Raw genomic sequence first — 25,003 nt, forward strand, 5'->3', positions numbered from 1 at the left:
GCGAGATGTTTTTTAACAAAATCTAATCGACCATTATAAGACGCTGGCGTGTCAATGGAAACACGTCTGGCCGGGCGCAACTTCGCAACACGCTATTCCGAGCGCGCTTCATATTGTGTTAATGATCGCAATTCTGCAATATTCCGGCCCGATTATGCCAGTCGGGCGTTGTCGGCCATGAGGCCGGCATGCCGCGGGGTCGACCTGCGCCCGGTGCGCACGCGCCGGGACTGGCTGCGTTTCCACGCGCTGCCCGAGCGCCTCTACGCCGCCGATCCGAACTGGATTCCACCGCTGAAGCTCCAGCAGCGTCAACTCTGGGCGCCGCGCAACCCGTTCTTCGAGCACGCGTCCGGCTGCGCCTGGATCGCCCTGCGCGACGGCAGGACCGTCGGACGCATCAGCGCCCAGGTCGACCGCCTGAACGAAAGCGAGGGCCGCGCGGACCTCGGCTGGTTCGGGCAGCTGGAAGCCGAAGACGACCTCGACGTGTTCGCCGCGCTGACCGGGGCCGCCGCCGATTGGCTGGGGCGAGCGGGCCGTCGCCGCATGCAGGGTCCCTTCGACCTGTCGATCAACCAGCAGTGCGGCCTCCTGGTCGACGGTTTCGATTCCCCGCCGATGATGCTGATGGGCCACGCGCCGCCGTATTACCGGTCGCGCCTGGCCGAGCTCGGCTTCGAAACCGCCGCGACGCTGCTGGCCTACCAGGGGTCGCCGGCCTTCGACGATCCGCGCGGCATGCGCCGCGTTCTCGCGCGCCTCGGCGACCGCGTTCGCCTGCGCTCGATCGACCGCGGTGAACTCGATCGGCACGCCGAGACCATGCGCGGCCTGTTCAACGACGCCTGGTCGGACAACTGGGGCTTCGTGCCGATGACCGAGAACGAGTTCCGGCACGCGATCCACGACATGAAACTGCTGATCCGCCCCGGCTATGTCCAGCTCGCGCTGCTCGACGACCGCCCGGCGGCCTTCATGGTGGCCCTGCCGGATCTCAACGAGCTGACCCGCGATCTCGGCGGCCGGCTGTTTCCGGTCGGCGCGATCAAGCTGCTGTGGCGGGTCTGGCGCAAGTCGAACCGGCGCGTGCGGGTACCGCTGATGGGCGTGGCCGCACAGCACCATCGGAGCGTGACCGGTGCCGCGCTGAGCTACGCCATGATGGCGGCCACCCGGGACCACCTCCTGGCCGACGGCGTGGCCTGGGCGGAGCAGTCGTGGATTCTCGAGCAGAACCGCGGCATGCGATCGCTGATCGAGTCGCTGGGCATGCGCGTCGCCAAGCGGTACGAGATCGTCGAACGCGAGATTGCATCGCCGACCTCCGATCTGCCCGGCAACTCGCCCAACGATCCGCTCGGCGACCCGGCGCCGGACCGATCCGGGCGATGAGTTCCGGCGCGCTTGCGATCGTGGTCCTGGCCGGCGACCGGGGCCCCGGCGACCCGCTCGCCGCGGCGGCGGGGGTTCCGGGCAAGGTGCTGGTGCCGGTAGCCGGCCGGGCCATGCTGCTTCGGGTGCTCGATGCTGCAGGCGGCCTCGACGCCGATCCGCCGATCCGCCTGGTGCGGCCGGATCATGCTGCCTACGGGGCCGCGCTGACCGGCAGCCCCGAAACCCGGCGAATCGAACCCGCCGCCGGCCCGGCCGCCAGCGTGTCCGCCGCGATGGCCGATATCGATGTCGGTCGTCCGGTGCTGGTCCTGACCGGCGACCACCCTTTGCTGACCGCCGATCGACTCCGCCGCTTCATCGACCAGGCGGCCGCCACGGGTGCCGACGCCGTGGTCGGCCTGGCCGATGCCGACGCCGTCCAGGCGCGTTTTCCAGAGGGTCGCCGGACGCGCTACCGCTTCGCCGATCGGCGGGTCTGCGGCACCAACCTGTTTCTCGTGCGCACCGCGGCAGGGCGGCGGCTGATCGCCCAATGGCAGGCCTTCGAGCGCGACCGCAAGCGACCCTGGCGGATCATCCGGCGTCTCGGCGTGATCAATCTGATTCGCTACCTGCGCCGTCGCCTGACCGTGGACGACGCGTTCGCGGCGCTGTCGAAACGCTTGGGCGTGACCGCCGCGCCGGTGCTCGTCGATTGGCCGGAAGCCGCCGTGGACGTCGACACGCCCGATGACCTTGCGCTGGTCGAGCGGGTCTTCGCCGAGCAGGCCGCGGCGGACGGAGCGTCGCGATGAAGCGCATCGAGCGCTACGTCGCCGCCCAGCTGCTGCGGCCGATCTTCGGCGTCTTCTCGGTCGTGCTGCTGGTAATGCTGGCCTACTACTTCTCCAGCTACCTTGCCGACGCGGTCATCGATCGGCTTTCCATCGGCGCGGTGGTCACGCTCGCGACCCTGAAGCTCGGTCTGTTCTTCGACGTGTTGATTCCGGCCGCGATCTTTCTCGGCACCATCACCGGGTTGGGACGCCTGCAGAGCGGTTACGAGATGACCGCCATCGCCGCCTCGGGCGTCGGTCGCGCCAGGATCGTTCGCGCGGTGCTGGCCATCGCGCTGCTCGGCGTGCTGCTCGTTGCCGCGATCACCCACGTGTTCCGGCCCTGGGCCTACGAGACCCTGTACCGGATGGAAGGCGAGCTGGTCGCCCGCGTCGACCTGTCGCGGGTCGAGCCGGGGCGGTTCGAGATCGGCGACGAGGAGTGGATGATCTTCGCCGAGGCCCGGGACGGGTCGGTGCTCTACGACGTCCTGGTCCACCAACGCACGCCGACCTATCGCAACCTGCTGCGCGCCGAGCAGCTGGCGCAGCGCGACGGGGCGGACGGCTCGATCGCGCTGGAGTTCAGCGGGGACGTCCGCTCCTACCGGCTGCAGCAGGGCGGCGACGCCGACCTGGTCGGCCGCAGCGAGCGCCTGGTCGTGCAGTTCGATCCGCCCGAACCGGTCGAGCCCTCGCGCAAGCGGCGCGAGCTCGGCCTGACGGAACTCATGGCCGGCGGCGGGGCGCTGGAATGGGGCGAGTTGCAGTGGCGCACGCTGATGCCGCTGTCGGTGGTCGTGCTCGCCGGACTGGCGCTCGCGGTTGCGCGGATCAATCCGCGGCACGGACAGACCTCGCGGGTGATTCTCGCCACGGTGCTGGTCACGCTCTACTTTGCCGCGGTCGGCACGCTGGCCAATCGGGTCGATGCCGCGACCATGCCGATCTGGCCCGGTCTGTTCTGGGCGCCGCTGGGCACCCTGGTCTTCGTCGGCCTGCGGCTCTGGCGCAACTGGCGTGGACCCGGAGCGCCGTTGTGAAGGTGCTCGACCGCTACCTGATGACGCGACTGGTCCGCGGCTACGGCGGCATGGCGTTGGCCGTCGGCGCCCTGGTCTGGCTGACCGCGCTGCTCGACGCCCTGGGCGAGGCCGGCGGCCGCTCGAACATGCTCGGCACGCTGTGGTCGGCCACGACCGCCGTGCCCGTACAGCTGATCGACCTCCTGCCGGTGGTCACGGTGCTGGCGACCGCGAGCGTGCTCGCCGGCCTGCAGGCCCAGCGCGAACTGACGGTGATGCGGGCCGCCGGAACGTCGCTGCTCCACGTGACCCGGTTGGCCCTGGTTCCCGCGCTGGCGGTCGCGCTGGCCGCGCTGGCCGCCCTGCAGTTCCTGGCCCCGGTGCTCTATCCGCCCGGCGAGCGCATCGAACAGGGCCAGGCGGCCGCGCCCGGCGAAAGCAGCCTGTGGCATCCGTGGCACGGTCTCTGGGTGCGTTCGGACGTCGACTTCATGAACGTGGGACGGTTCGATCCCGGGCAGCTTCCCGGCGAAATCGCGATCTACGAGTTCGACGAGGACGGCGCGTTCGAGCGCCAGATCCGCGCCGAGCGCGCGGTGCCGGCGCCGCAGACCTGGACCCTGGAGGAGGTCACGGTCAAGCGCATCGACGATGTCGGTCGACCGCGCATCGAACGGCACGACACCTACCGCTGGTCGTCGTTCCTGACCGCACGTCAGCTCGAGCTGTTCCGGCAACCACCGTCCAGCCTGCCCTTGTCCGACCTGTGGACCTATGTGGCCAGCCTGAAGGACCGCGCCCAGGATGCATCGGAGTTCGAGCTGGTGCTGTGGCGGCGGATCACGCTGCCGCTGGCCGGCATCGGCATGGTGCTGATCGCCGCGGCGCTGGCGGCGTCGCCCGGCAAGGGCCGCGGCTTCAGCCTCAAGCTGGTTGCGGCGATCGGGATCGGGCTGGGATACCACCTGCTGGCCGGCATGGCCGGATTCTTTGCCCTGGTCACCGACCTGCCGCCGGCGCCGGTGGTCCTGGTCCCGCCGTTGCTGCTGGTGGCTGTTGCGACCGTACTTCTCGCGCGAAGCCGCTGAGGCGGTTCATCGAGAGCTCGAACGAAAACGCCCCGGATCGGCCGGGGCGTCGTCGTATGGCGCTCGGGTTCGTGGTCGCCTCGAGGAGGGACAAGCGGCGGGCGAACCGGGGCGAACGATCGCGCCCCGGCTTGCGGTCACCGACGAACCGATTCCGGCAATCAGCCCTGGGCCTGGACCCAGGCGCTGCACCAGCCGTTCTTGTTGACCAGCTTACCGGGGAAGATGGCGCAGCCGATCCACTCGCCGTCGCCGCCCTGCGCGAGCTGGCAGTTGGCGCATTTCTGCGCAACCTCGTGCGACGCGTACTGGCCGCTGTCGACCTCCTCGGTGTTGTGGACGTAGCCCAGGGCTGCGGCCTGCGCGTCGCCCGGGTCGAGCTGCTCCTGCGCGAGCGCCTCGCCGAAGCGGGTCATGGTCGGAAGGATCAGGGCCAGCGAGCCCGCGCCGGCGAGCTTGAACAGGTTTCTGCGGGAACACTTCGACATGGGAACTCCTTGCAACGGAAGGCCGTGGTTTGGGTCTATCTCAGCGAGGATGGAGTCTACTGCATGTACGGGACCTGAACCGCGATGCAATCGTCACGCTGCGATGATCATTCGCATTCGTAAGTCATTCTCATTTCGAAGGTTTTTTTCCGGCGTCCCGCTCGCGGCCGTGGGATCGGAAGGCGGGGTTCCGGGGACTGTTCCGGTTCGCCGGGGATCGGCGTTCGGGCAAGAAAAAAGCGGGCGCCGAAGCGCCCGCTCGATCGTAGGCTCCACCGCGTTCGATCGCGGCGCAGCCGTTCGTCGATCATCCGTGATGGATCACGGGATGAGGACGGTGTCGATCACGTGGATCACGCCGTTGCTGGCCATGATGTCGGTGGTCACGACGTTCGCATCATCGACCATCACACCCGAATCGGTGACCGAAATATCGATGTCCGAGCCCTGCACGGTGGTCGCGCTGTCGAGTTCGACCACGTCGGCCGCGGTGACCTTGCCGGCGACCACGTGATAGGTGAGAACCGCGGTGAGTTGTTCCTGGTCGGCCAGCAGGGCATTCAGCTGTTCCGAGGGAATCTTGGCGAAGGCTTCGTCGGTCGGTGCAAAGACCGTGAAAGGCCCTTCGCCCTTCAGCGTTTCGACCAGGCCGGCGGCTTCAAGGGCGGTGGCCAGCGTATTGAACGATCCGGCTTCGACGGCCGTGTCGACGATGTCCTTCTTTTCGCCGTGGTGCCCGGCCAGGGCCGGCAGGGCGAGCGCGAAGGCCAGCAGGGATGCGATTGCGATACGGTATGCAGCGTTCATTGAGCACTCCTTTGAGTGAGTGGTTGAGGACCCCGTGGGTCGACATGACCCATCGGACCGCGCCAGTCTGCGGGTGCCACATCGTTTTCCTGTGGAGTTTCGATGAAGAACCGATCAAGGTCCGGTGAGCGAAGCGTCAATGTCCTTCCCCCCGGTGGACGCCTGGTCCACGACCCGCGCTGGCTGGATCCCGGGGCGGCGCTCGGTGTGTTCGAAAGGCTGCTCAGGGAGGTCGACTGGCAGCGACGGAGCGTGAAGATGTTCGGTCGGGAGGTGCCGCAGCCGCGATTGATCGCGTTCCAGGGCGACGAGGGCGTGAGCTACCGGTACTCGGGCGGGGACTACCTGGCAGCGCCCTGGCACCCGGAGGTCGGCCTGCTTCGCGATCGCCTGGCCGAAGAACTGGGCGTCGGCTTCACCAGTGCGCTGCTCAACCTGTACCGCGACGGCGCCGATGGAATGGGCTGGCACGCCGACGACGAGCCCGAGCTGGGCCGCGAACCGACGATCGCTTCGATCAGCCTCGGTGCAGCGCGGCGATTCCTTCTGCGCAATCGGGACGATCGTTCGCGACGGTTCGAATACCGTCTCGGCGCGGGCAGCCTGCTGGTCATGGAAGGGGACCTGCAGCATCACTGGCAGCACCGGGTGCCGAAGACGGCGCGCCCGGTCGGGCCGAGAATCAATCTGACGTTTCGTCGGATCCTGCCTCGAGGTCGGCGTTCGAAGCGCTAGCGTTCGAGGCGTCGGTCCCGACCGCTTCGTCGTCCAGCAGCGCATCGACCTGCTGCTGCGCCGCGTCCAGCATCGCGCGGCACGAGCGGCTGAGCTCGACGCCGTGCTTGAATCGTTCCAGCGACTCGGCCAGTTCCAGGTCGCCGGATTCCAGCGCCTCGACCAGCGATTCCAGTTCGGCGAGCTGTGCCTCGAAGGACGGCGGCGGATCGGTGCGGGGGCTGGCGTTCTTCGATCGGGTCGATCCGGTCATCGTCGTGGCTCTCGCATGCGGTGGGTCGGTTGGGGCGGACCGGTCCGTCGATCCGACTGACGCGGATGCGAGTCGCATTCCGGCGGCGGCCGGGCAGGCTGCGGCCCGCGCTTGCGCATCAGCGGCGGACGGGCATCGATCCGCGATGGACATAGGGTAGCAAGTCGTCGGGAACGCCGGTCCAGGAGAGCCCGGCATCGACCAACATCGGATCCTGCCAGCGGGTGCCGAGGGCACGCAATCGACCGTCGACCCGGAGCGCAGGGACGCGGTGCCGGCGCCAGGGCGGCAGGCCGGCCTCGCGCAGGAGCTCGGCGGCTTTCCGGCGCGGACCGCCTTGGTGCAGGCGCAAGCGCTCGCCGGGGTCGAGTGCTCCGATCGCGACGCGGCCGCGGATCGAGCGCCACCCGATCCGCCCCAGGTCGGCCGGCAGGTCCAGATGGGTACGGTCACCCTCGATGGGAGCGTCGCGTGCCTCGACCGCCCAGTCGCTCGGCGTGGCCGGTCCGCGATCCAGCCACAGGGCGTCACGCCATGCATGCAGGCGATATGCGGCGTCGACGAGAACCGGCGTGCGGTCCGCGCCGGCCCGGTGGCACTGGGCGCGGAACTCGGTCAGCCGTTCGTGGCCCGGAGGCGGATCGGGTCGCAGCCAATCGCGCAGCACCTCCAGCGCACGCGCCTCGGGAAGTGCCAGCCAGGCCCTCCGGTCGAGGACTGTTTCGCTCGACGCCTCGTCGTTCGCCCCCGGTTCGGCCGACCGCACGCTTGCACCGCGGCGTCCGATCAAGGCGCTGCGGTCGTCCACGGCCCGTTGCTCGACGGCGTCGGCTGCATGGTCCAGCCAGCCCAGGGAACGGAGGACCGCCGACCGATAGCCCGGCCAGCGCGCCTCGATGATCGGCAGCACGTCATTGCGCAGGTGATTCCGATCGGGGCCGTCGTCGTCGTTGGTCGGATCGGCGATCCAGTCGATCCCCGCGTCTTCCAGCTCGGCGCGCAGTTCGGCCCGGGTCCAGGCCAGCAGCGGACGCCCCAGCCAGCCACGGCCGAGCGGCCTGCGCACCGGCATGCCGGCCAGCCCGCGCGGTCCGGCGCCGCGCATCAGCATCAGGAAAAGCGTTTCGATCCGATCGTCGAGATGGTGCGCGGTGAGGACAGTCTCGCCGGGGGCGAGACGCTCGGCGATGGCTGCGTAGCGGGCCTCGCGTGCCGCCGCTTCGGTTCCGACGCCTTCGCGCAGGCGCCGGGGATCGAGCGTGATGCGATCGCAGGGAACGGCGAGCGACGCGGCGACGCGGCAGGCCCGGTCGGCGCGGTCCGCGCTGGCCTCGTCGAGCCGGTGATCGACGTGCACCGCGTGCAGGCGGGCGGCCAGCCCGGCGGCGATCAGCCGGTGCAGCAGACAGGTCGAGTCGGGGCCGCCGCTGAACGCGATCCAGAGCGTGCCGTGTGCATCCCAGGCCCGATGGTCCAGCGCGGGCCGACCGGATGCGTCGCACTTCACTCGCGGTCCAGTGCGCCCATCTGCATCAGGCGCTGGTAGCGCGTGTCCAGTCGCTCCTGGTCGGACTGCCGGTCCAGGGCCTCGAGCTGGTTGATCAACAACTCCTTCATGCGCTGCGCGGTCTGGGCCGGGTCGCGATGGGCGCCGCCCAGCGGTTCACGAATCACGCTGTCGACCAGCCCCTGGCGCTTGAGCTTCGATGCCGTCAGGCCGAGCGCGCCGGCCGCCACCTCTGCCTTCTCCGCGCTCTTGTAGAGGATCGACGCACAGCCTTCCGGCGAGATCACCGAGTAGATCGAATACTGCAGCATGTTGGTCCGGTCGCCGACGCCGATCGCCAGGGCTCCGCCCGAGCCGCCCTCGCCGATCACGGTGCAGACGATCGGGACCGAAAGACGCGCCATGACCATCAGGTTCCGTGCGATCGCCTCGGACTGGCCGCGCTCTTCGGCGCCCACGCCCGGGTAGGCGCCGGGCGTGTCGATGAAGGTGAGGATGGGAAGGCCGAAGCGCTCGGCCATTTCCATCAGCCGCTTGGCCTTGCGGTAGCCCTCCGGCCGCGGCATTCCGAAGTTGCGGTGGATCTTCTCCTTCGTGTCGCGGCCCTTCTGGTGTCCGATCACCATGCAGGCGCGTCCGTCCAGCGAGGCCAGGCCGCCGACGATGGCGTGATCGTCGGCGAACATCCGGTCGCCGTGAAGTTCCTGGAAACGGTCGAAGACCAGCGGAACGTAGTCGAGCGTGTACGGCCGCTTCGGATGGCGCGCGAGCTGCGAGATCTGCCAGTCGCTGAGACCGGAAAAGATCGTTTCGATGCGCTCGGCGCACTTCGCCTCCAGCCGCTCGATCTCTTCTTCGAGGTTGAGTTCCTGACTGGTGCCGACGTTGCGCAGCTCGGCCAGCTTGGCTTCAAGCTCCGCGATCGGCTGTTCGAAATCCAGGTAGTTCGACGTCATCGATGTCGGGGTCCGGAAAACAATCGCTCAGTATAGCGACCGATGCCCGAGGCCGGAACCCATGTCGCGGCGGCGTCCGGGACCGGGGCCCGAGCCGCGGCAGACGCCGAGATTCTCCGTTTGCTGCTTGCCATGCGCTGGTCGCGGATCGCGGCGTACGGTCACAGTTCGAACGCTTCGGTCGGGATGGCTTCCGGGGTCCAGGCCTCGAGTGCCCAGGACCACAGGGAGTCCAGCGTCCGGACGCCGCTCGGCGGTCGATGACCCAGCGCGGTCAGGGCCAGCGCCAGCGCCTCCCGCGGCGGACGCGAGGCCACCGGGTCGGCGCCGGTCGATTTCGACAGCTTTCGGCCGGTCGAATCCACGACCAGGGGCAGGTGCATCCAGGCCGGCGGCGGCGCGCCGAGCGCTTCGAACAGCGCCTGCTGCCGGCCCGAGGAGTCGAGCAGATCGGCGCCGCGGACCACCTCGGTGATGCCGGCCGCGAGGTCGTCGACCACGACGGCGAGCTGGTACGCGTAGAAGCCGTCGGCGCGGCGGATCACGACGTCGCCGCACAGTTCCGCTAGCGATTCGTCGAACTCGCCGCGCAGCCGGTCGCGGACCCGGACGGGAGCCTCCGGCACCCGGAAGCGGATGCTGCGCGCCTCGGAACCCGGCGGCAGGCCGTCGCGGCAGGTGCCCGGGTAGACGCCGGACGCGGGCAGATCGGATCGGCTGCAGCAGCAGGGGAACGCTCGGCCGGCGGCCAGCAGTCGCTGTACGGCATCCCGGTGCAGCGGAGTGGAATCGATCTGCCGGACCACCGGTCCATCGGAGCGCAGGCCGAAGCGTGCCAGCGTTTCGAGTTGATCACGCGCCGCCCCCGCGACGACCCGTGGCGGGTCGATGTCCTCGATGCGGATGGTCCATCGGCCGCCGTGGTGCCGCGCCTGGAGGTAGCTCCCGACCGCCGCGACCAGCGAACCGAAGTGCAGCGGCCCGGTCGGCGATGGCGCGAAGCGACCTCGATAGGGCGCTCGATCGGCGGCACGCCCGTCCGGGCGCTGCTGCTTGTCTTTTTCCGGCGCGGCAACCATATTCGCCATCGGTCCCTTTCTACGGAAACCCCCACATGATGCGTCGAATCGGCTTGTTCCTGGGCACCAACCTGGCGATCCTCGTCGTGCTCGGGGTCGTGATGAACCTGCTCGAACCCTGGCTGCGCGCGCAGGGCATCGATTACAACTTCGCCTACACGCTGGTGTTCGCGTTCCTGTTCGGCATGGGCGGCGCGTTCGTTTCGCTGCTCCTGAGCAAGAAGATCGCGCTGATGACCACCGGCGCCAAGGTGATCGGGTCGCCGTCGGGGGACATCGAACGCTGGCTGGTCTCGACGGTCGAGCGGCAGGCGCGCGAAGCCGGCATCGGCATGCCCGACGTCGCCATCTTCGAGGCCGCCGAGCCCAACGCCTTCGCAACCGGCGCGTCACGCAACAAGGCCCTGGTCGCGGTCTCGACGGGCCTGCTTCGTACCATGCGCCGCAACGAGGTCGAGGCCGTCCTCGCCCACGAGGTCTCGCACGTGGCCAACGGCGACATGATCACGATGACCCTGCTGCAGGGCGTGCTCAATACCTTCGTGTTGCTGCTGTCGCGCGTGCTCGGCCAGCTGATCGACCGCGTCGTGTTCCGCAGCGAAAGAGGCTACGGGCCGGGGTACTTCATCAGCGTGATCGTTCTGCAGATCGTGCTCGGCATCCTGGCCAGCATGATCGTAATGGCTTTCTCCCGCTGGCGCGAGTTCCGCGCCGATGCCGGCGGCGCGCGCCTGTCGGGACGCCAGAACATGATCGCCGCGCTGGAACGGCTGCGCCAGAGTCAGCAGCCGGGACAGTTGCCCGAAGCGGTCGAGGCCTTCGGTGTCCGGGGTCGGACCGGGCAAGGCTTCAAGCGTCTGTTCATGAGCCACCCGCCGCTCGAGGAGCGCATCCAGGCGCTGCACGACGGCGTCCGCTGAGCGGGGCCGCCCGGCCGCGGACGATTCCGGCTCGACTCCGCCGAGCCAGGGCCTCAGTCGCGGACGAAGTCGTCCTGGACCAACGTGATGCCGTACTGCCAGAGCGCGGCGAGATCGGCGGTGTTCTCGACCTTGGGCGCGATGACCTCGATCGCGTGGCTCTTGGCCTCGCGCGCGAGCGACTCCAGTGCGGCCTTGGCGACATCGTCGCGACCGAGCGCGGACGACAGGTTGCCCTCGATCTTCAGGAAATCGAAGCTCAGGTTCTTCAGCAGCAGGTCGACCTTGGCGTCCAGCGTGACGCCGAGCAGCGCGAAGCGGACGCCCCGCGCGGCGAAGCGATTGGCGAACCGCTGGACTTCACGCAGCGATTCCTGGATTTCGGCCTCGTGGACCCCGACGATCAGGCGCTGGCCCGGCAGCGACTCGTCTTCGATGCGTTCCTGCAGCCAGTCCACGAAGTCGTCTTCCGTGAGACTCGGCAGTGAGAGCGGAATCAGCAGGTGCGATTCCTCGTCGATACCGTCGGCGATCAGCCGCTCGATCAGGTGACGATCCACGTCGGTGGCCAGCCCGGCCTTGACCGCCGCGGGTCGATAGGTCGACGGCAGGATGACCTCGTCGCTGCCCTCGGTGCGGAGCCGGCACTCGCACTCGCGAATCTGGAACGCATCGTCTTCCATGCTGGTGATCGGGAGCTGGACGAGTCGGAATTCCTTGTTGTTGAGCGCGTGGCGCAGTCGCTCGGACCACTGCTCGAGTTCGTCGCCGTCGCCCGTGTCGGCGCTGGGCCGGTAGCGGACATAGCAGTTGCCGCCGGTGCGCTCGGCTTCCTGGAGCGCGGTCTGGGCCTGGGCGAGCAGTTCGTCGGCACTGAACATCTGCCCGGCGCCCAGCGCGATGCCGACGGAGACGGTGATCGTCGGCGACTTGCCGCCGATCTCGAGAATCTTCCCGGAAAAATGTTCGACCAGGCGGGTTGCCAGCGCAACCACTTCGCCGCGGTCTTCGACCTGCTGCCGAACGGCCATCACGTTGTCCGTGAGCCGGGTCGGCAGCAATTCGTCGTCGACGACCTCGCCGAACAGCTCGGCCATCTGCAGGATGATCTGATCGGAGGCCGCGGCGCCGACCTTGCGCTGCAGCGCGGCGTATTCGTCGAGGGAAACCAGCAGCACCGCCGTATTGTGGCCTTCGTCGACGTCGGCCATGTCGTCTTGCAGCAGGCGGATGAACTCCTGGCGGTTGAGCAGGCCGGTCAGCATGTCGCGCGAGCGAAGCTTTTCCAGTTCCTGCTGGAGCTCTTCGCTGTCGCCGGCGGCGACCTTTTCGCGGACCATGATCTGGATGCAGTCCTCGCCCTCGTAGCGCGACGGTGAGAACTCGGCACGGGCACGGAATTCGCTGCCGTCGGCTCGAATCGCCTGGACATCGATCGGCGCATCGGGCACGTCGCCCCGGGCCAGGGACTTCAGCAGCGACTTGAGGTCCGTGCCGTCGTGCGCGTTGGTCAGCAGGTCGAGGATCGAGAAGCCCTCCAGCTCTTCGAACTCGGGATAGCCGAACTGCTCGAGGTAGCTGGGATTGGCGTAGACGTGCAGGCCCTCGTGCAGATAGGCGATCGCTTCGCGCGAGGATTCCAGCAGGAGGTTGTAGCGCTCCTGGATGTCGCTGACCTGGTGCAGTTCGCGAGCCTGGGAACGGGCGGTTCGGATCTGGTCGGCGCGCTCGCGGATCAATCGTGCGGCATTGCGCGGATCGTCGGAGCGCGCGATGCCCTCGGCTGCGCACTGGGCGGCCGCGGCGGCGGATTCGGGTTCCATGTCGACCAGTGCGATCAGCGGAGCCGGCGGCTTCTGCGCGCGGAGCGCCCGCGCCAGCGGTTCGATCAGCGCCTGGCTGCCGCCATGGACGTGGACGATGCCGATGTCGATCGACGCTTCCTCGCTGGTCCGGGTGATCGCGTTCGGCGTGTCGGCGAACTGGAACAGCAGTCCGGCGTCATCGACCGCGGATTCGAGTTCGCCGACGATGCCGGGGTCGTCGTCCACGGTCAGCACAGTGAGTCGGTCCTGGCGGTCCGCCATGCGGGCTCCTTTCCTAGCTTCGGTTGACGTGCGTCGTTGCCATTGAATCGTGACCCCCCATCGTCGCCCCGTTGCCGTTCGGAACGAACCCCCGACCTCGCGCATTCTACGATGCCCGACGACGCCGCGCGACCGCTCTTCGTCCGCCCGCTCGCGAGTCGCGCTTCGGCGCCTCGCAGGCGATCGCTTCAGAGCACGGGAAGCTTGTAGGGGGCCCCCGCACGCTCGCGGACCAGGCGCGGCACCAGGTAGCCGGGAAGCCGCCGACGCAGGGTTTCGACGAGTCGCGATGCGGTGGCCTCGTCGACCTCGAAGTGTGCGCTGCCGTGAACGCGGTCGAGCAGGTGCAGGTAGTAGGGCAGGGCGCCGGCTTCGAAGCCGGTCTCCATCAGCCCGGCCAGCGCATCGGCATCGTCGTTCACGCCGGCCAGAAGCACGGCCTGGTTCAGCACCCAGCCGCCGGCCTCGCGGAGCCGGGCCAGCGATCCGGCCACTTCCGCGTCGAATTCCCGCGCGTGGTTCGCGTGCACGACCACCACCGGCGTCCACGGCAAGGCGGCCAGCCAGTCGCACAGGTTCTCGTCGACCCGGGCCGGGAGCGTGACCGGCATGCGGGTGTGGATTCTCAGCCGTTTCAGGCCGGGGGCCCCGGCCAGGACCTCGCCGAGCCGGCGCAACCGTTCGGTGGACAGCATCAGCGGGTCGCCGCCGGACAGGATGATCTCGGTGACGTCGGGCCGGTCGGCCAGGTACTCGGCGAGGGCGTCGAACTCGGATGCCCGCGCCTGGTGCTCGGCGTACGGAAACTCCCGGCGGAAGCAGTAGCGACAGTGGATCGCACAGGCGCCGGTGGTGATGACCAGCACTCGTCCGTGGTACTTGTGCAGCAGCCCCGCGCCGGCCCGGCTGGCCGCATCGCCGACGGGGTCGGTGTCGAAGCCATCGACCGCCGTCCGCTCGCGGGTCCGCGGCAGGACCTGGCGCAGCAGCGGGTCGTGCGGGTCGCCCTTGCGCATGCGATCGACGAAGGCGCGCGGCACGCGCAGGGGAAACGGGCTGTCGGGGTCCAGGCCCAGTGCGGCCGGGTCCAGCCCGAGGTGGTCGAGAAGGGCATGACCGTCACGCCAGGCGTCGCGAAGTTGCTGCGACCAGTCGGAGGCGGCCTTGGAACGATGCGGGAGCGTTATCATTACGGGCTGGATATCGAAACCTCGGTCGGACCGGATCGAAACGGCAGGAAACGGGCCGGACGGGCACACCCCGATCCGGAGTGCCGGATTGTACGAGACCGACCGCTACCGAACTGGAGACGACATGGCGAACTACGGAGCGAACGACCTCAAGAACGGCCTCAAGGTGCTGTTCGACGGCGACCCGCACAACATCATGGACACGGAATTCGTGAAGCCCGGCAAGGGCCAGGCCTTCACCCGGATTCGCGTGCGCAACCTGAAGACCGGCCGGGTGGTCGAGAAGACCATCAAGTCGAACGAGTCGGTCGAGAGCGCCGACGTGTTCGAGAAGGAAGTGCAGTACCTCTACAGCGACGGCGAGTTCTGGCACTTCATGGACCCGGACAGCTTCGAGCAGTTGGCCGCCGATGCAGTCACGGTCGGCGACAGCGCCAAGTGGCTGAAGGAAGAGGACCGCTGCCAGATCACGCTGTTCAACGGTGAGCCGATCACCGTGATGCCGCCGAACTTCGTCGAGCTGAAGGTCGTCCAGACCGATCCCGGCGTGCGCGGCGACACCTCCGGCGGCGGCGGCAAGCCGGCCGAGATGGAGACCGGCGCCACCGTGCGCGTGCCGCTGTTCATCAACGAGGGCGAGGTGCTGCGCATCGACACCCGCACCGGTGAGTACGTGTCGCGAGTCAAGGAGTGATGGACGCCAGCCCGGTCGCGCTGCTGCCCGACTGGGTCGTCCCGGTCGTCCCCGAAGGCCGGGTGATGACCCGGACGGCGGTGGTCGTCGAAGACGGCCGGATCGCCGCCCTGGTCCCGGTCGACGACCTCGAGTCCAGCCACGCGGGCATCGACCGCGTCGAGCTGGCCGGCCGTGCGCTGATTCCGGGCCTGGTCAACATGCACACGCACAGCGCGATGGCGCTGCTGCGGGGGCTGGCCGACGACCTTCCGCTGATGCGCTGGCTCGAGGACCACATCTGGCCCGTCGAGGGTCGCCTGATGGGACCGGACTACGTGCGTGCCGGGACCGAACTGGCGATCGCCGAAATGGTCCGGGGCGGCACCACGACCTTCAACGACAACTACTTCTTTCCCGACGTGACCGCCGAGGTCGCGATCCGCACCGGCATGCGGGCCGTGGTCGGCATGCCGATGATCCGCTTTCCGACTGCGTGGGCCCAGACCACCGACGAGTACTTCCGGCGCGGCCTCGAGGTGCATGAACGCTTCGTCGGCGAGGCGCTGATCGGGCTCAGCTTCGTGCCGCACGCGCCGTACTCGGTCGACGATGCCGCCTTCGAGCGAATCCGGACCCTGGCCGAGGAGCTCGACCTGACGATCCACCTGCACCTGCTCGAGGCGGCCGACGAGATCGAGTCCAGCCGCCGCGAGTACGGGCTGCACCCGCTGGACAGGCTCGACAAGCTGGGCCTGCTCGGGCCGCGCCTGCTGGCGGTGCACATGACCCAGCTCACGCCGTCGGACGTCGAGCGGGTCGCGCGGGCCGGCGTGCACATCCTTCATTGCCCGGACTCCAATCTGAAGCTGGCCAGCGGCATCTGCCCCGTGGCCCGACTCGACCGTGCCGGAGCCAACGTCTGCCTGGGCACCGACAGCGCGGCCAGCAACAACGACCTGGACCTGCTGGCCGAAATGCGGCTGGCCTCGCTGCTGGCCAAGGGCACCAGCGGTGATCCGGAGGCCGTGCCGGCGGCGCGGGCGCTGTCGATGGCCACGATTCACGGGGCGAAGGCGCTGGGCATGGATGATCGGATCGGCAGCATCGAGCCGGGCAAGCAGGCCGACCTGGCCGCGATCCGGCTCGACGCGATCGAGACGCAGCCGGTGCACAACGTGATTTCGCAGCTGGTGTTCGCCGCGCCCCGAAGCCAGGTCACCGACGTCTGGGTCGCCGGGCGCAGGCTGCTCGACGACCGGCAGCTGACCACGCTGGACGAAGACGGGCTGCTGGCCCGAACGGCGCGCTGGCGACAGCGCATCGCCGAAACGCCGGCGGACTGATCGACATGCGCCAGGCACGCGGCCACGGCCTGCGCCCTGTTCGCAGGACTCCCTCGACACTGAAATCCAGGAGGCACCGAACGTGACCGACAAGACCCCGGATCCGACGGCGACTCCGTCCGGCGACGTCGTAGCCGAAAACGATGCATCCGAGAACGTTGCATCGGAAAACGTCGATCCGCGCGAGACGCAGGCCTTCGACGGCCTGGCCTCGCGCTGGTGGGACCCGCAAGGCGAGTTTCGCCCCCTGCACGACATCAACGGGCCAAGGGCCGACTGGATCGACGAGCGCGCCGGCGTTTCCGGCCGCTCCTTGGTCGATATCGGCTGTGGCGGCGGGCTGCTGACCGAGGCGATGGCCCGGCGCGGCGCGAAGGTGACCGGCGTGGATCGCGCCGGCAAGGCGCTGCAGGTGGCCGAGCTGCACCGGATGGAGTCGGGATTGGAGATCGACTACCGCGAAGCCACGGCCGAGCAGCTGGCGGTCGAGTCGGCCGGCGCGTACGACGTCGTGACCTGCCTCGAAATGCTCGAGCACGTTCCCGACCCGGCCAGCGTCGTCGAGGCCTGTCTCACGCTGGCCCGGCCCGGCGGCGACCTGTTCTTCAGCACCATCAACCGCACGCCGCTGGCCTGGGTGGCTGCCATCGTCGGGGCGGAGTACGTGCTGGGCCTGCTGCCGAAGGGCACCCATCGCTACGACCGGTTGATCCGGCCCTCCGAGCTGGCGGGTTTCGTGCGCGCGGCGGGCGGCGACGTGATCGAGATCGCCGGGATGCACTACAACCCGTTCTCGCACAGCGTGCGAATCGACCACCGGCCGAGGGTCAACTACCTGCTGCACGCCCGCAAGCCCGACGCATGAGGAGTTCGAATTGATGGTCTCGTCGTCGATCCGGGCGGTGCTGTTCGATCTCGACGGCACGCTGGCCGACACCGCGCCGGACCTGGTCGCGGCGGTGGCTCGCCTGCGCCGGCGCCTGGGCCTGGCGGAGATCGACCTGACGCACCTCCCACCGCTGGCCGGGCGGGGCGCGGTGGCCTTGATGCAGGCCGGCATGCCGGAACTCGACGAGCACGAGCGCGATGCGTGGCGGGCCACCTATCTCGACGACTACCAGGCGCACTGCTGGGAAGCCAGCAGGGCCTACGAGGGTGTCGAGGATCTGCTCGACCGCCTCGGCGCGATGGGCCTGCAGCTGGGGGTGGTCACGAACAAGATCGAGCGCCTGGCTCGACCTGTGATCGAGCAGGCCGGCTGGGCCGATCGGATCGGCTGCGTGATCGCCGGAGACACGTCGCCGCGCGCCAAGCCGGCACCCGACCCGATCCTCGAGGCCTGCCGGCGGCTCGACGTGGCGCCCGGCGACACGGTGATGGTCGGCGATGACGAGCGCGACGTGCAGGCCGGCCGCGCGGCCGGCTGCCGGACCGTGGCCGCGGCCTGGGGCTACCTGGGCCGGGACGAAGATCCACGGCAGTGGCGCGCCGACCTGCTGGTCGAGCGGCCGATCGAACTCCTGGCCGGCCTGGCCGAACTGCAGCCCGGGGGTGCGGCATGAGCGGGTCGGACCGGGACTCGAACCGCGATCCGGAGGCGGACGACGCCTTGCTCGACGCCAGCGGCGACCATCTCCAGCGCGTGCTGCTCGAGGACGCCAACGCGCGCTGCGTGGTCGTTCGTCTCGAACGGACGCTGGCCGATGTGCTCGAGCGCGGTGCCTACGCGCCGTCCATCGCCCGACTGCTGGCCGAAACGCTGGTCGTGACCGCCCTGTGCTCCAGCGGCATCAAGTTCCGCGGCCGGATCAGCCTGCAGCTTCGCAGTGCCGGTCCGCTGACGCTGCTGATGGCCGACTGTACCGACGACGGTGGGCTGCGGGGTCTGGCACGCGTGAATGCCGACCCCGTCCCGGCAACCGCCGACCTCAGGGAACTGGCCGAGGACGGCGTGCTGACCATGACGCTGGAGCCGTCGGACCGCGGCCAGACCTACCAGGGCATCGTGCCCATGGCGGGGGGCGGCATGGCCTCGGCCATCGAGGGCTATTTCGAGCAGTCCGAACAGCTGGAGACGCGAATCCTGCTGGCCGTCGACGGCGTCCGCGCGGCCGGGGTGATGTTGCAGAAGCTGCCCGGCGACGCGCGAGATCCCGATGGCTGGACACGGGCCGGCACACTGCTGGAAACCCTGGCGCCAGGGGAACTGCTCGAACTGGACGCCGAGACCCTGCTGCACCGCCTGTTCCATGAAGAGCAGCGGCGCTTGTTCCCGGCCCGCCCGTTGCGCTTCGAGTGCCCGTGCACCCGCGAACGCGTCGCTTCGGTTCTGCGCGGCCTCGGCGAAGACGAACTGCGAGAAATCGTCGCCACCCAGGGCGAGGTCGACGTCGACTGCCAGTTCTGCAACCAGGCCTACCACTTCGACCGGCTCGACCTCGAGCGGCTGCTGCTCAGCGAAGACCCGGAGGCCCCCGATGGCGGCAGCGTCCACTGACGGGCCGGAGACGGATTCGAGAGACTCCCGGCCGCTGGCCTGGTGCGCCGAGCGGCTGCTGGTCCCCGGCAATCCGCTGACCCTGAGCCGGCCCTATGCGGCCGAGGCGCTGCGCGATCCGCTGCTCGCGCTGCGCTCGGTGATCGGCGAGATCGCCCGTGTGCCCGGCGAGGTGTCCGACAGCGACGTCGGGCGGCGCAAGCTCGGGTGGTGGCGCCAGGCCTTGACCGAGCACCTGCCGCATCCCGCGCTTCAAGCACTGAGCGCGACCGGCGCGGCGGCCCCGCAGGTCGTCGCCGAACTGCTTCGCCTGGTCGAGGCGGTCGAGACCACCCTGGACGCACCCCGCTTCGAAACCGTGGCCGCCTTCGACGCCCATGCCCGGGCCCTGGCCGGCCCCGCGGCGCGGGCCGAGGCGCGGCTGGTCGAGCCGGACGCGCCCGAGCAGACCGTCGCCGAACCGCTGGTCGCGCTGACCGCCGGCGCCTACCGCGTCCGGATGGTCCGTGACCTGGTGCTGGACGCCCGCCAGCAGCGATGGCTGGTGCCGCTGGAGTTGCAGGCCGAGTTCCAGGTCACGCGCCAGCAGGTGGCGGCCGGCGAGCAGTCGCACCGGACCCGCGCCCTGCTGGCCTGGATGGCCGGGCAGGCCGTGACCGAGATGACGCGTGCCGAGGCATCGATGGCCCCGACCGCAGCGTGGCGACATCGGCACGCGGTGCTTCACGCGGGGCTGGACGCGCGCCTCGGTCGCCGGATCGTCCGGCGCCCCGGTCGCGCCATGAAGCAGCGGCTTCCGTCGGTCGGACCGCTCGCGGCACTGGTTCTGTGGCGCCATGCTCGCAATCTGCGCCGGCGGGTCGACCGGGCCGGCTGATCCCCTGCCGATTCCGGTCGCCGGTCCGGCGACCGTTACCGAATCGCCGGCACAGGAGGCCGACGGTCGCTCCACGTGCCGGCGTCTTTTCCCGCCGTTGTACTTCCCGCCCGTCCGCCGGCGTCGCACGGGCAGGGGCGGAGGGGCGGCCCGATTGCGAACCGCCCCCGGGGCTGCCTATACTGGTCGCAACGCCGGTGCGTGCCGGCGACCTGTCAGGGAACCAGCCAACCAAGGGATCAGAACCCCAGGGGAGTCTCCATGCATCGTTCACTGCTTCGCGGCGCATTGATCGCCGCGGCCCTTTCCGCGCAATTCGCGTGCGACGCCTTCGTTTCCGCCGGCGCAGCCGCCGCTGAAATCAAGTTCACCGCACCGGCGTCCACGCGGGCGCCGGCCGGCAGCGCGCTTCGAAGCGTGGCCGACTACGGCGATTACGCGCTGTTCGCGATGCCGGAGGACGAATTCCGGGCATGGCGCATCGAGGGCCTTCCGCGCGGCGTCCAGCCTCTGCCCGAGGCGAATCGGTTGCTGTTCGATGCACAGCCCTTCGACACCCAGGCCGACGCGATTCGCGTTCCGGCCGGCTGGCCGACCCGGGCGCCGCAGGGCGAGGCGCTGCAGATGGTCCAGTTCGTCGGACCGGTCCAGCAGGCCTGGCTCGACGAGGTGCGCGCCACCGGCGCCGTACCCGTGCACTACGTGGCCAACTACGGCTACCTGGTCTGGGCCGGCGCGGATGCGCGCGCGGCGCTGGACGCGATGGCCGCCCGGCGCTCGGTGCTTCAGTTCAGCCAGCCCTATCCCGATTTCTTCAAGCTGGGGCCGGCCGCCCGCGGTCGCTTCGACAAGCGCACGAGCGAAGGCGGGACAGTCATTCCCGTCACGATCCAGATGGTCCGGCATGCCGGCTCGGCCGATACGGAGCGGTTCCTCGACGATCTCGCGGTCCGCAAGCACGTCGACTGGTCCCCGATCATGGGGTTCCAGAACGCGCGCTACGACGTCCGGGTCGACGACCTGCAGTCGATCGCCGGCCGTCCCGACGTGTACTGGGTCGAGGAAGTCCTGCCGCGACAGCTGATGGACGAAGTCCAGAACCAGATCGTCGCCGGCAACTTCGACGGCGGAATGACCGGCCCCTCGGGCACCGGCTACCTCGCCTGGCTCGGCGGACTCGGGTTTTCGACGTCCGCGGCCGACTATCCTGTGGTCGTGATCGTCGATGACGGGGTCGGCAACGGCACGGCCGCCAGCGGCGACCCGACGCTGCACGTCGGCGGCGACGCGGCGAACCCGTCGCGGCTGCAGTTCGTCACCAGCTGCCACAGCGTACCCAGCGGGGAGAGTACCGGCGGCCACGGCCACATCAACACCAGCATCGTCGGCGGCTACGACGAGCGCACGGGCTTTCCGTTCGAGGACCCGAACGGCTTCCAGCGCGGCCAGGGCGTCAACCCCTGGGCCTCGCTGGCGAGCACGCGGATCTTCGCCCCGGGCTTCGATCTCTCGGCCTGTGGCGGCACGGACACGGGCACGATCCAGCACACCTGGCAGCAGGGCGCCCGGATCAGCACCAACTCCTGGGGCTGCTCGGGCTGCGCCGGATCCTACGATGACGGCTCGCAGGCGTACGACGCGGGCGTCCGGGACGCCGACCCCACGGCACCGCTGAATCAGGAACTGATGGTGCTGTTCGCGGCCGGCAATTCCGGCCCCGGCACCGGCACGGTCGGCACGCCCGGCAACGGCAAGAACATGCTCACGGTCGGCGCGTCGGAAAATGACCGGCCCAGCGACGAGGACGGCAACTGGACCGACGGCTGCGCGGTCGGGCCGAGCGGCGCGGACAACGCGATGGACGTGATCGGCTTTTCCAGCCGCGGTCCGTCGCCCGGCGGCCGCGTCAAGCCGGAGACGATCGCCCCGGGAACCCATATCCAGGGCACCGCCAGCACCAGCGGCAACTACAACGGCGGATCCGTCTGCGACCAGTTCCGCCCCGGCAGCCAGTCCGTGTTCGCCGCCTCGAGCGGCACCAGCCACTCGACCCCGGCCGTGGCCGGCGTGACGTCGCTGGTCTGGTGGTGGCTCGAGAACGCGGCCGGCATCCTGCCGGCCAACGCCGGGCCGCTGGCCGACCCCAGCCCGGCCCTGCTCAAGGCCTACATCCTGGCCCATCCGACCTACCTGACCGGCGTGTCCGCCAACGACACGCTGCCGAGCAACGTGCAGGGCTACGGCATGCCCAACATGGGCCTGATGTTCGACGACGCGCTGAAGGTGGTGGTCAACCAGGAGGTGCTGCTCGACAACACGGGCGAGACCTGGGACATGACCGTCTCGGCCGCCGATCCGGCCCGCCCGGTCCGGGTGATGATGGTCTACACCGACCAGGCCGGCGCGATCGGCACCAGTCCGCAGGTCAACGACTTGAACCTGTCGGTGGAGGCCGGTGGTCAGACCTACCTCGGCAACGTCTTCAACGGCCAGTGGAGCGTGACCGGCGGCAGCGCCGACAGCGCCAACAACTACGAGGCCGTGTTCTTCGATGCCGGCGCCGTGTCGGCGCTGACCGTGACCGTCTCGGCGTTCAACATCGCCGGCGACGGCGTACCGAACGTCGGCGATGGAACCGACCAGGACTTCGCTCTGGTCTGCTACAACTGCGTGCAGGAGCCGACCTTCACGCTGGCCTCGACACCCACCGACGCGGCCATCTGCACCCCGGACACGGCCGACTTCGACCTCGATGTCGGCTCCGTGCTCGGCTTCAGCAGCCCCGTGGCGCTGACCGCGTCCGGTCAGCCGGCCGGCACCACCGCGACGTTCACGACGAACCCGGTCAACCCGCCGGGCTCGTCCACGCTGACGATCGGCAACACCGGCTCGGCCGCGCCGGGCGATTACACGGTCACGGTCGAGGGCACGAGCGGGGCGACCAGCCGCAGCGTGGACCTGGGGCTTGCGGTGTTCACCCAGGCAGCCGGCACCGCCGGTTTGACCTCGCCTGCCGACGGTGCGACCAACGTGCCGCAGCAGGTCACGCTGGAATGGAGCGCCGCGGCCCAGGCGGCCACCTACACGGTCGAGGTCTCGGATGATTCCGGCTTCGGCACCATCGTGTTCTCCGCGACCACCGACGCGACCTCGGTCGTGACCTCTCCGCTGCCCAGCAACACGGTGCTGTACTGGCGCGTGTCCACCGCCAACCAGTGCGGCGGCGCAGTGTCGTCGACGCGGTCCTTCACCACCGTGGCGCTGCCCGGCGACTGCTCGATCGGCAGCACGGTCCAGACCCACCTGGTCGAGGACTTCGAGTCCGGCGCCAACGGCTGGACCACGGGCGGCACGGGCAGCACGTGGGTGCTGCAGGGCGCACAGGTCAACAGCGGCGTCCAGGCCTGGCACGGCGATGACGTGCCCCAGGTCAGCGACCAGTTGCTGACTTCGCCGCCGATCGCGCTGCCCTCGGGGACCTCGGCCCACACGTTCCAGTTCTGGAACCGGCAGGAAATGGAGGACAGCGGTTCGGGCTGCTACGACGGCGGCCTGCTGGAAATCAGCACCGACGGCGGGGCGAACTGGAACCCGGTGGCGGATGCGAACATGCTGACCGATCCGTACGACGGGCCGATGGACGGCGGGTTCTCGAACCCCGCCGCCGGTCTGGATGCCTGGTGCGGCGACCCGCAGGAGTGGATGAACTCCGTGGTCGACGTCAGCGCCTGGGCCGGCCAGACCGTCCAGCTTCGCTTCCGGCTGGCGACCGATTCGTCGGTGGCCCACCCGGGTTGGTGGATCGACGACATCCGCGTCCAGAGCTGCGCGACCGAGCACATCTTCTCCGACGGCTTCGAGAGCTGAGGTAACGCTCCATGCGACAAAAAAAGGCCCGGGTCGTCCCGGGCCTTTTCGTTTCTGGAGGCGAGACCGCGGTCGCGGCGCGGCCGGGCCGGAGTCAGAGATCTTCGAGCAGGCGATCCAGGCGGTCGAGATTGCGCGCGAGGCTGTTGCCCAGCGGGGCGAGGTAGGGCGGTTCCTGGGCCAGGCTGGTCTTCAGCGAGCGCTCCTCGGCGAGCGCGTCGCGGTCCGGGCCGAGGCCGTAGGGGTCCAGGAACGCCTCGAGGTCGTCCGCGCGCGCGAGAAGTTCGCGGCGCGTGTGCTGGTAGGCGTGCTCGGCCAGGTCGCTGCGGCTGGAGTAGCTGAACATGTTGGTGAAGAACAGCCGTTCGTCGTGCCGGTCGGGCTCGACCAGCAGGATCGAGGATTCCGGGAACTGGCTCCCGTACTTGGAGATGCCGATCTGCATCCGCGACTGGATCAGTGCGCGGAAGGTCTGCGCGAGCACCAGCGGCAGGCCGCCTTCGATCATCCGCTCCTGGTCGATCTGCATCCGTTCCGGGTCCTGCGCGGCATCGAAGGGCACCAGCGGATTGACCCCGATCAGCAGGTCGACGCCGTCGTTGAGCGCGACCGAAGCGTGCAGCGTGCGGCGCAGCGCGCCGTCGACGTAGTAGCGATCCTTGATCCGGACCGGGGGGTACAGGCCGGGCAGGGCCGCCGAGGCCTGGACCGCGCGCGAGATCGGCACGTCGTCGAGGCCCGGCTCGCCGAAGCGCACGGCGGCGCCGGTGTTGAGGTCCATCGCGACGACGCGCAGGGTCGTGTCGAGCTCGCGGAAGTTGTTGGTCCGTCCGGGCCGGTCGAGCACGCGCGCGACGAAGTTGTGGATGGTCTCGTTGTCGAACAGGCCGGTCGGCAGGACCCGGGCCAGGTCGCCCATGGATTCCAGGCGGCCGATCCGGGTCGGGTGGCGGATCGCCTCGGTGATCAGGCCCCAGATCGCTCCCGGAGTGTTTCGGGCACGGCCGCCGAGTTCGCCGAAGGCCGGTCGCAGGAATGATTCGGGTTCGAAGGTGAACTCGGCGCCGGGCGCGCCCAGGAACACCCGGCACATCTGGCTGGTGGTCACCTGGTTGGCGAGGCTGGCCGCCAGGAAAGCGCCCGCGCTGACGCCGACGTAGTTGTCGAGCTGGTGCAGCCGCAGGCCGGAAATGCCCTCGTTGACCGCCTGCAGCGCGCCGAGCTCGTAGATCGCGCCCAGCGGACCGCCGCCGGCCAGCGCGAGGCCGATCTTCGGTACCTTGCGGCCCTTGCGTTTCCGTCCGGCGGGGTTCAGCGTCAGCATACGGATTCGTTCCTTGTCATCGCAGGCATTGTAACGCCGGACCCGGCGCGTACGCGCGCAATGCGTCGGCG

The 25,003-nt window shown here is 69.4% G+C and carries 22 protein-coding genes; 13 read left to right on the forward strand and 9 right to left on the reverse strand.

Annotated features, from left to right (window positions below; genetic code table 11):
- Positions 1–177: 177 nt before the first annotated feature.
- The 4 genes from KUV67_10700 to KUV67_10715 are packed head-to-tail and all read left to right on the forward strand — an operon-like array spanning position 178 to position 4,326.
- Positions 178–1,395, forward strand: coding sequence for a hypothetical protein (locus KUV67_10700; GenBank protein MBY6205351.1), 1,218 nt, complete (start codon positions 178–180; stop codon positions 1,393–1,395).
- A complete protein-coding gene (locus KUV67_10705) occupies positions 1,392–2,192 on the forward strand; it encodes an NTP transferase domain-containing protein (protein ID MBY6205352.1) in 801 nt (266 codons plus the stop codon). The genes KUV67_10700 and KUV67_10705 overlap by 4 nt, the downstream gene beginning before the upstream one ends.
- Entirely contained in the window at positions 2,189–3,256 is a 1,068-nt protein-coding gene (locus tag KUV67_10710) for an LptF/LptG family permease (GenBank protein MBY6205353.1), read from the forward strand. Before KUV67_10705 ends, KUV67_10710 begins: the two co-directional genes overlap by 4 nt.
- Positions 3,253–4,326: an LptF/LptG family permease gene (locus tag KUV67_10715; protein ID MBY6205354.1), complete on the forward strand. Its 1,074-nt coding sequence runs from the start codon at positions 3,253–3,255 to the stop codon at positions 4,324–4,326. Before KUV67_10710 ends, KUV67_10715 begins: the two co-directional genes overlap by 4 nt.
- Before the next feature lie 161 nt (positions 4,327–4,487).
- Here KUV67_10715 and KUV67_10720 read toward each other — a convergent pair whose 3' ends face one another.
- Together KUV67_10720 and KUV67_10725 are read right to left on the reverse strand one after the other, a co-directional pair.
- Entirely contained in the window at positions 4,488–4,814 is a 327-nt protein-coding gene (locus tag KUV67_10720; GenBank protein ID MBY6205355.1) for a high-potential iron-sulfur protein, read from the reverse strand.
- 321 nt (positions 4,815–5,135) lie between these two features.
- A complete protein-coding gene (locus tag KUV67_10725; GenBank protein ID MBY6205356.1) occupies positions 5,136–5,621 on the reverse strand; it encodes a fasciclin domain-containing protein in 486 nt (161 codons plus the stop codon).
- A 102-nt stretch (positions 5,622–5,723) separates the two neighbouring features.
- Between KUV67_10725 and KUV67_10730 the strand changes: the two genes are divergently transcribed.
- Positions 5,724–6,356, forward strand: coding sequence for an alpha-ketoglutarate-dependent dioxygenase AlkB (locus KUV67_10730; GenBank protein MBY6205357.1), 633 nt, complete (start codon positions 5,724–5,726; stop codon positions 6,354–6,356).
- Here KUV67_10730 and xseB read toward each other — a convergent pair.
- From xseB to gluQRS, 4 genes are all read right to left on the reverse strand, one after another.
- Positions 6,304–6,609 (reverse strand): exodeoxyribonuclease VII small subunit, encoded by a 306-nt coding sequence (gene xseB, locus KUV67_10735; GenBank protein ID MBY6205358.1) that lies wholly within the window; start codon positions 6,607–6,609, stop codon positions 6,304–6,306. The two genes, KUV67_10730 and xseB, sit on opposite strands and share 53 nt — an antisense overlap.
- Before the next feature lie 118 nt (positions 6,610–6,727).
- Entirely contained in the window at positions 6,728–8,116 is a 1,389-nt protein-coding gene (tilS, locus tag KUV67_10740; protein MBY6205359.1) for a tRNA lysidine(34) synthetase TilS, read from the reverse strand.
- A complete protein-coding gene (locus KUV67_10745; protein ID MBY6205360.1) occupies positions 8,113–9,072 on the reverse strand; it encodes an acetyl-CoA carboxylase carboxyltransferase subunit alpha in 960 nt (319 codons plus the stop codon). The genes tilS and KUV67_10745 overlap by 4 nt, the downstream gene beginning before the upstream one ends.
- A gap of 161 nt (positions 9,073–9,233) precedes the next feature.
- A complete protein-coding gene (gene gluQRS / locus KUV67_10750) occupies positions 9,234–10,160 on the reverse strand; it encodes a tRNA glutamyl-Q(34) synthetase GluQRS (GenBank protein ID MBY6205361.1) in 927 nt (308 codons plus the stop codon).
- Positions 10,161–10,189: 29 nt separating this feature from the next.
- On the opposite strand from gluQRS, the gene htpX reads away from it, so the two are divergent.
- Complete coding sequence (gene htpX, locus KUV67_10755) at positions 10,190–11,071, forward strand: protease HtpX (protein MBY6205362.1); 882 nt, start codon at positions 10,190–10,192, stop codon at positions 11,069–11,071.
- A 53-nt stretch (positions 11,072–11,124) separates the two neighbouring features.
- On the opposite strand, the gene KUV67_10760 is transcribed toward htpX, so the two are convergent.
- Positions 11,125–13,158, reverse strand: coding sequence for an EAL domain-containing protein (locus KUV67_10760; protein MBY6205363.1), 2,034 nt, complete (start codon positions 13,156–13,158; stop codon positions 11,125–11,127).
- Positions 13,159–13,346: 188 nt separating this feature from the next.
- Positions 13,347–14,348 (reverse strand): EF-P beta-lysylation protein EpmB, encoded by a 1,002-nt coding sequence (epmB, locus tag KUV67_10765; GenBank protein ID MBY6205364.1) that lies wholly within the window; start codon positions 14,346–14,348, stop codon positions 13,347–13,349.
- Positions 14,349–14,472: 124 nt separating this feature from the next.
- On the opposite strand from epmB, the gene efp reads away from it, so the two are divergent.
- The 7 genes from efp (at position 14,473) to KUV67_10800 (ending at position 23,608) form a co-directional block, all read left to right on the forward strand.
- A complete protein-coding gene (efp, locus tag KUV67_10770) occupies positions 14,473–15,042 on the forward strand; it encodes an elongation factor P (protein MBY6205365.1) in 570 nt (189 codons plus the stop codon).
- Complete coding sequence (locus KUV67_10775; GenBank protein ID MBY6205366.1) at positions 15,042–16,367, forward strand: TRZ/ATZ family hydrolase; 1,326 nt, start codon at positions 15,042–15,044, stop codon at positions 16,365–16,367. Before efp ends, KUV67_10775 begins: the two co-directional genes overlap by 1 nt.
- An 82-nt stretch (positions 16,368–16,449) precedes the next feature.
- Positions 16,450–17,232, forward strand: a complete 783-nt coding sequence (ubiG, locus tag KUV67_10780; protein ID MBY6205367.1) for a bifunctional 2-polyprenyl-6-hydroxyphenol methylase/3-demethylubiquinol 3-O-methyltransferase UbiG — start codon at positions 16,450–16,452, stop codon at positions 17,230–17,232.
- Between the two features lie 13 nt (positions 17,233–17,245).
- Positions 17,246–17,929: an HAD-IA family hydrolase gene (locus KUV67_10785; GenBank protein ID MBY6205368.1), complete on the forward strand. Its 684-nt coding sequence runs from the start codon at positions 17,246–17,248 to the stop codon at positions 17,927–17,929.
- Positions 17,926–18,864 carry an Hsp33 family molecular chaperone HslO gene (locus tag KUV67_10790; GenBank protein ID MBY6205369.1) on the forward strand — a complete coding sequence of 313 codons (939 nt, stop codon included), beginning with the start codon at positions 17,926–17,928 and terminating at the stop codon, positions 18,862–18,864. Before KUV67_10785 ends, KUV67_10790 begins: the two co-directional genes overlap by 4 nt.
- Positions 18,845–19,741 carry a squalene/phytoene synthase family protein gene (locus tag KUV67_10795; GenBank protein ID MBY6205370.1) on the forward strand — a complete coding sequence of 299 codons (897 nt, stop codon included), beginning with the start codon at positions 18,845–18,847 and terminating at the stop codon, positions 19,739–19,741. The genes KUV67_10790 and KUV67_10795 overlap by 20 nt, the downstream gene beginning before the upstream one ends.
- 261 nt (positions 19,742–20,002) lie before the next feature.
- Entirely contained in the window at positions 20,003–23,608 is a 3,606-nt protein-coding gene (locus KUV67_10800) for a S8 family serine peptidase (GenBank protein MBY6205371.1), read from the forward strand.
- 94 nt (positions 23,609–23,702) lie between these two features.
- Here KUV67_10800 and KUV67_10805 read toward each other — a convergent pair whose 3' ends face one another.
- Entirely contained in the window at positions 23,703–24,932 is a 1,230-nt protein-coding gene (locus tag KUV67_10805) for a patatin-like phospholipase family protein (protein MBY6205372.1), read from the reverse strand.
- Positions 24,933–25,003 lie beyond the last annotated feature (71 nt).

This window comes from Halomonas denitrificans (assembly GCA_019800895.1).
Classification (GTDB): Bacteria; Pseudomonadota; Gammaproteobacteria; order Xanthomonadales; family Wenzhouxiangellaceae.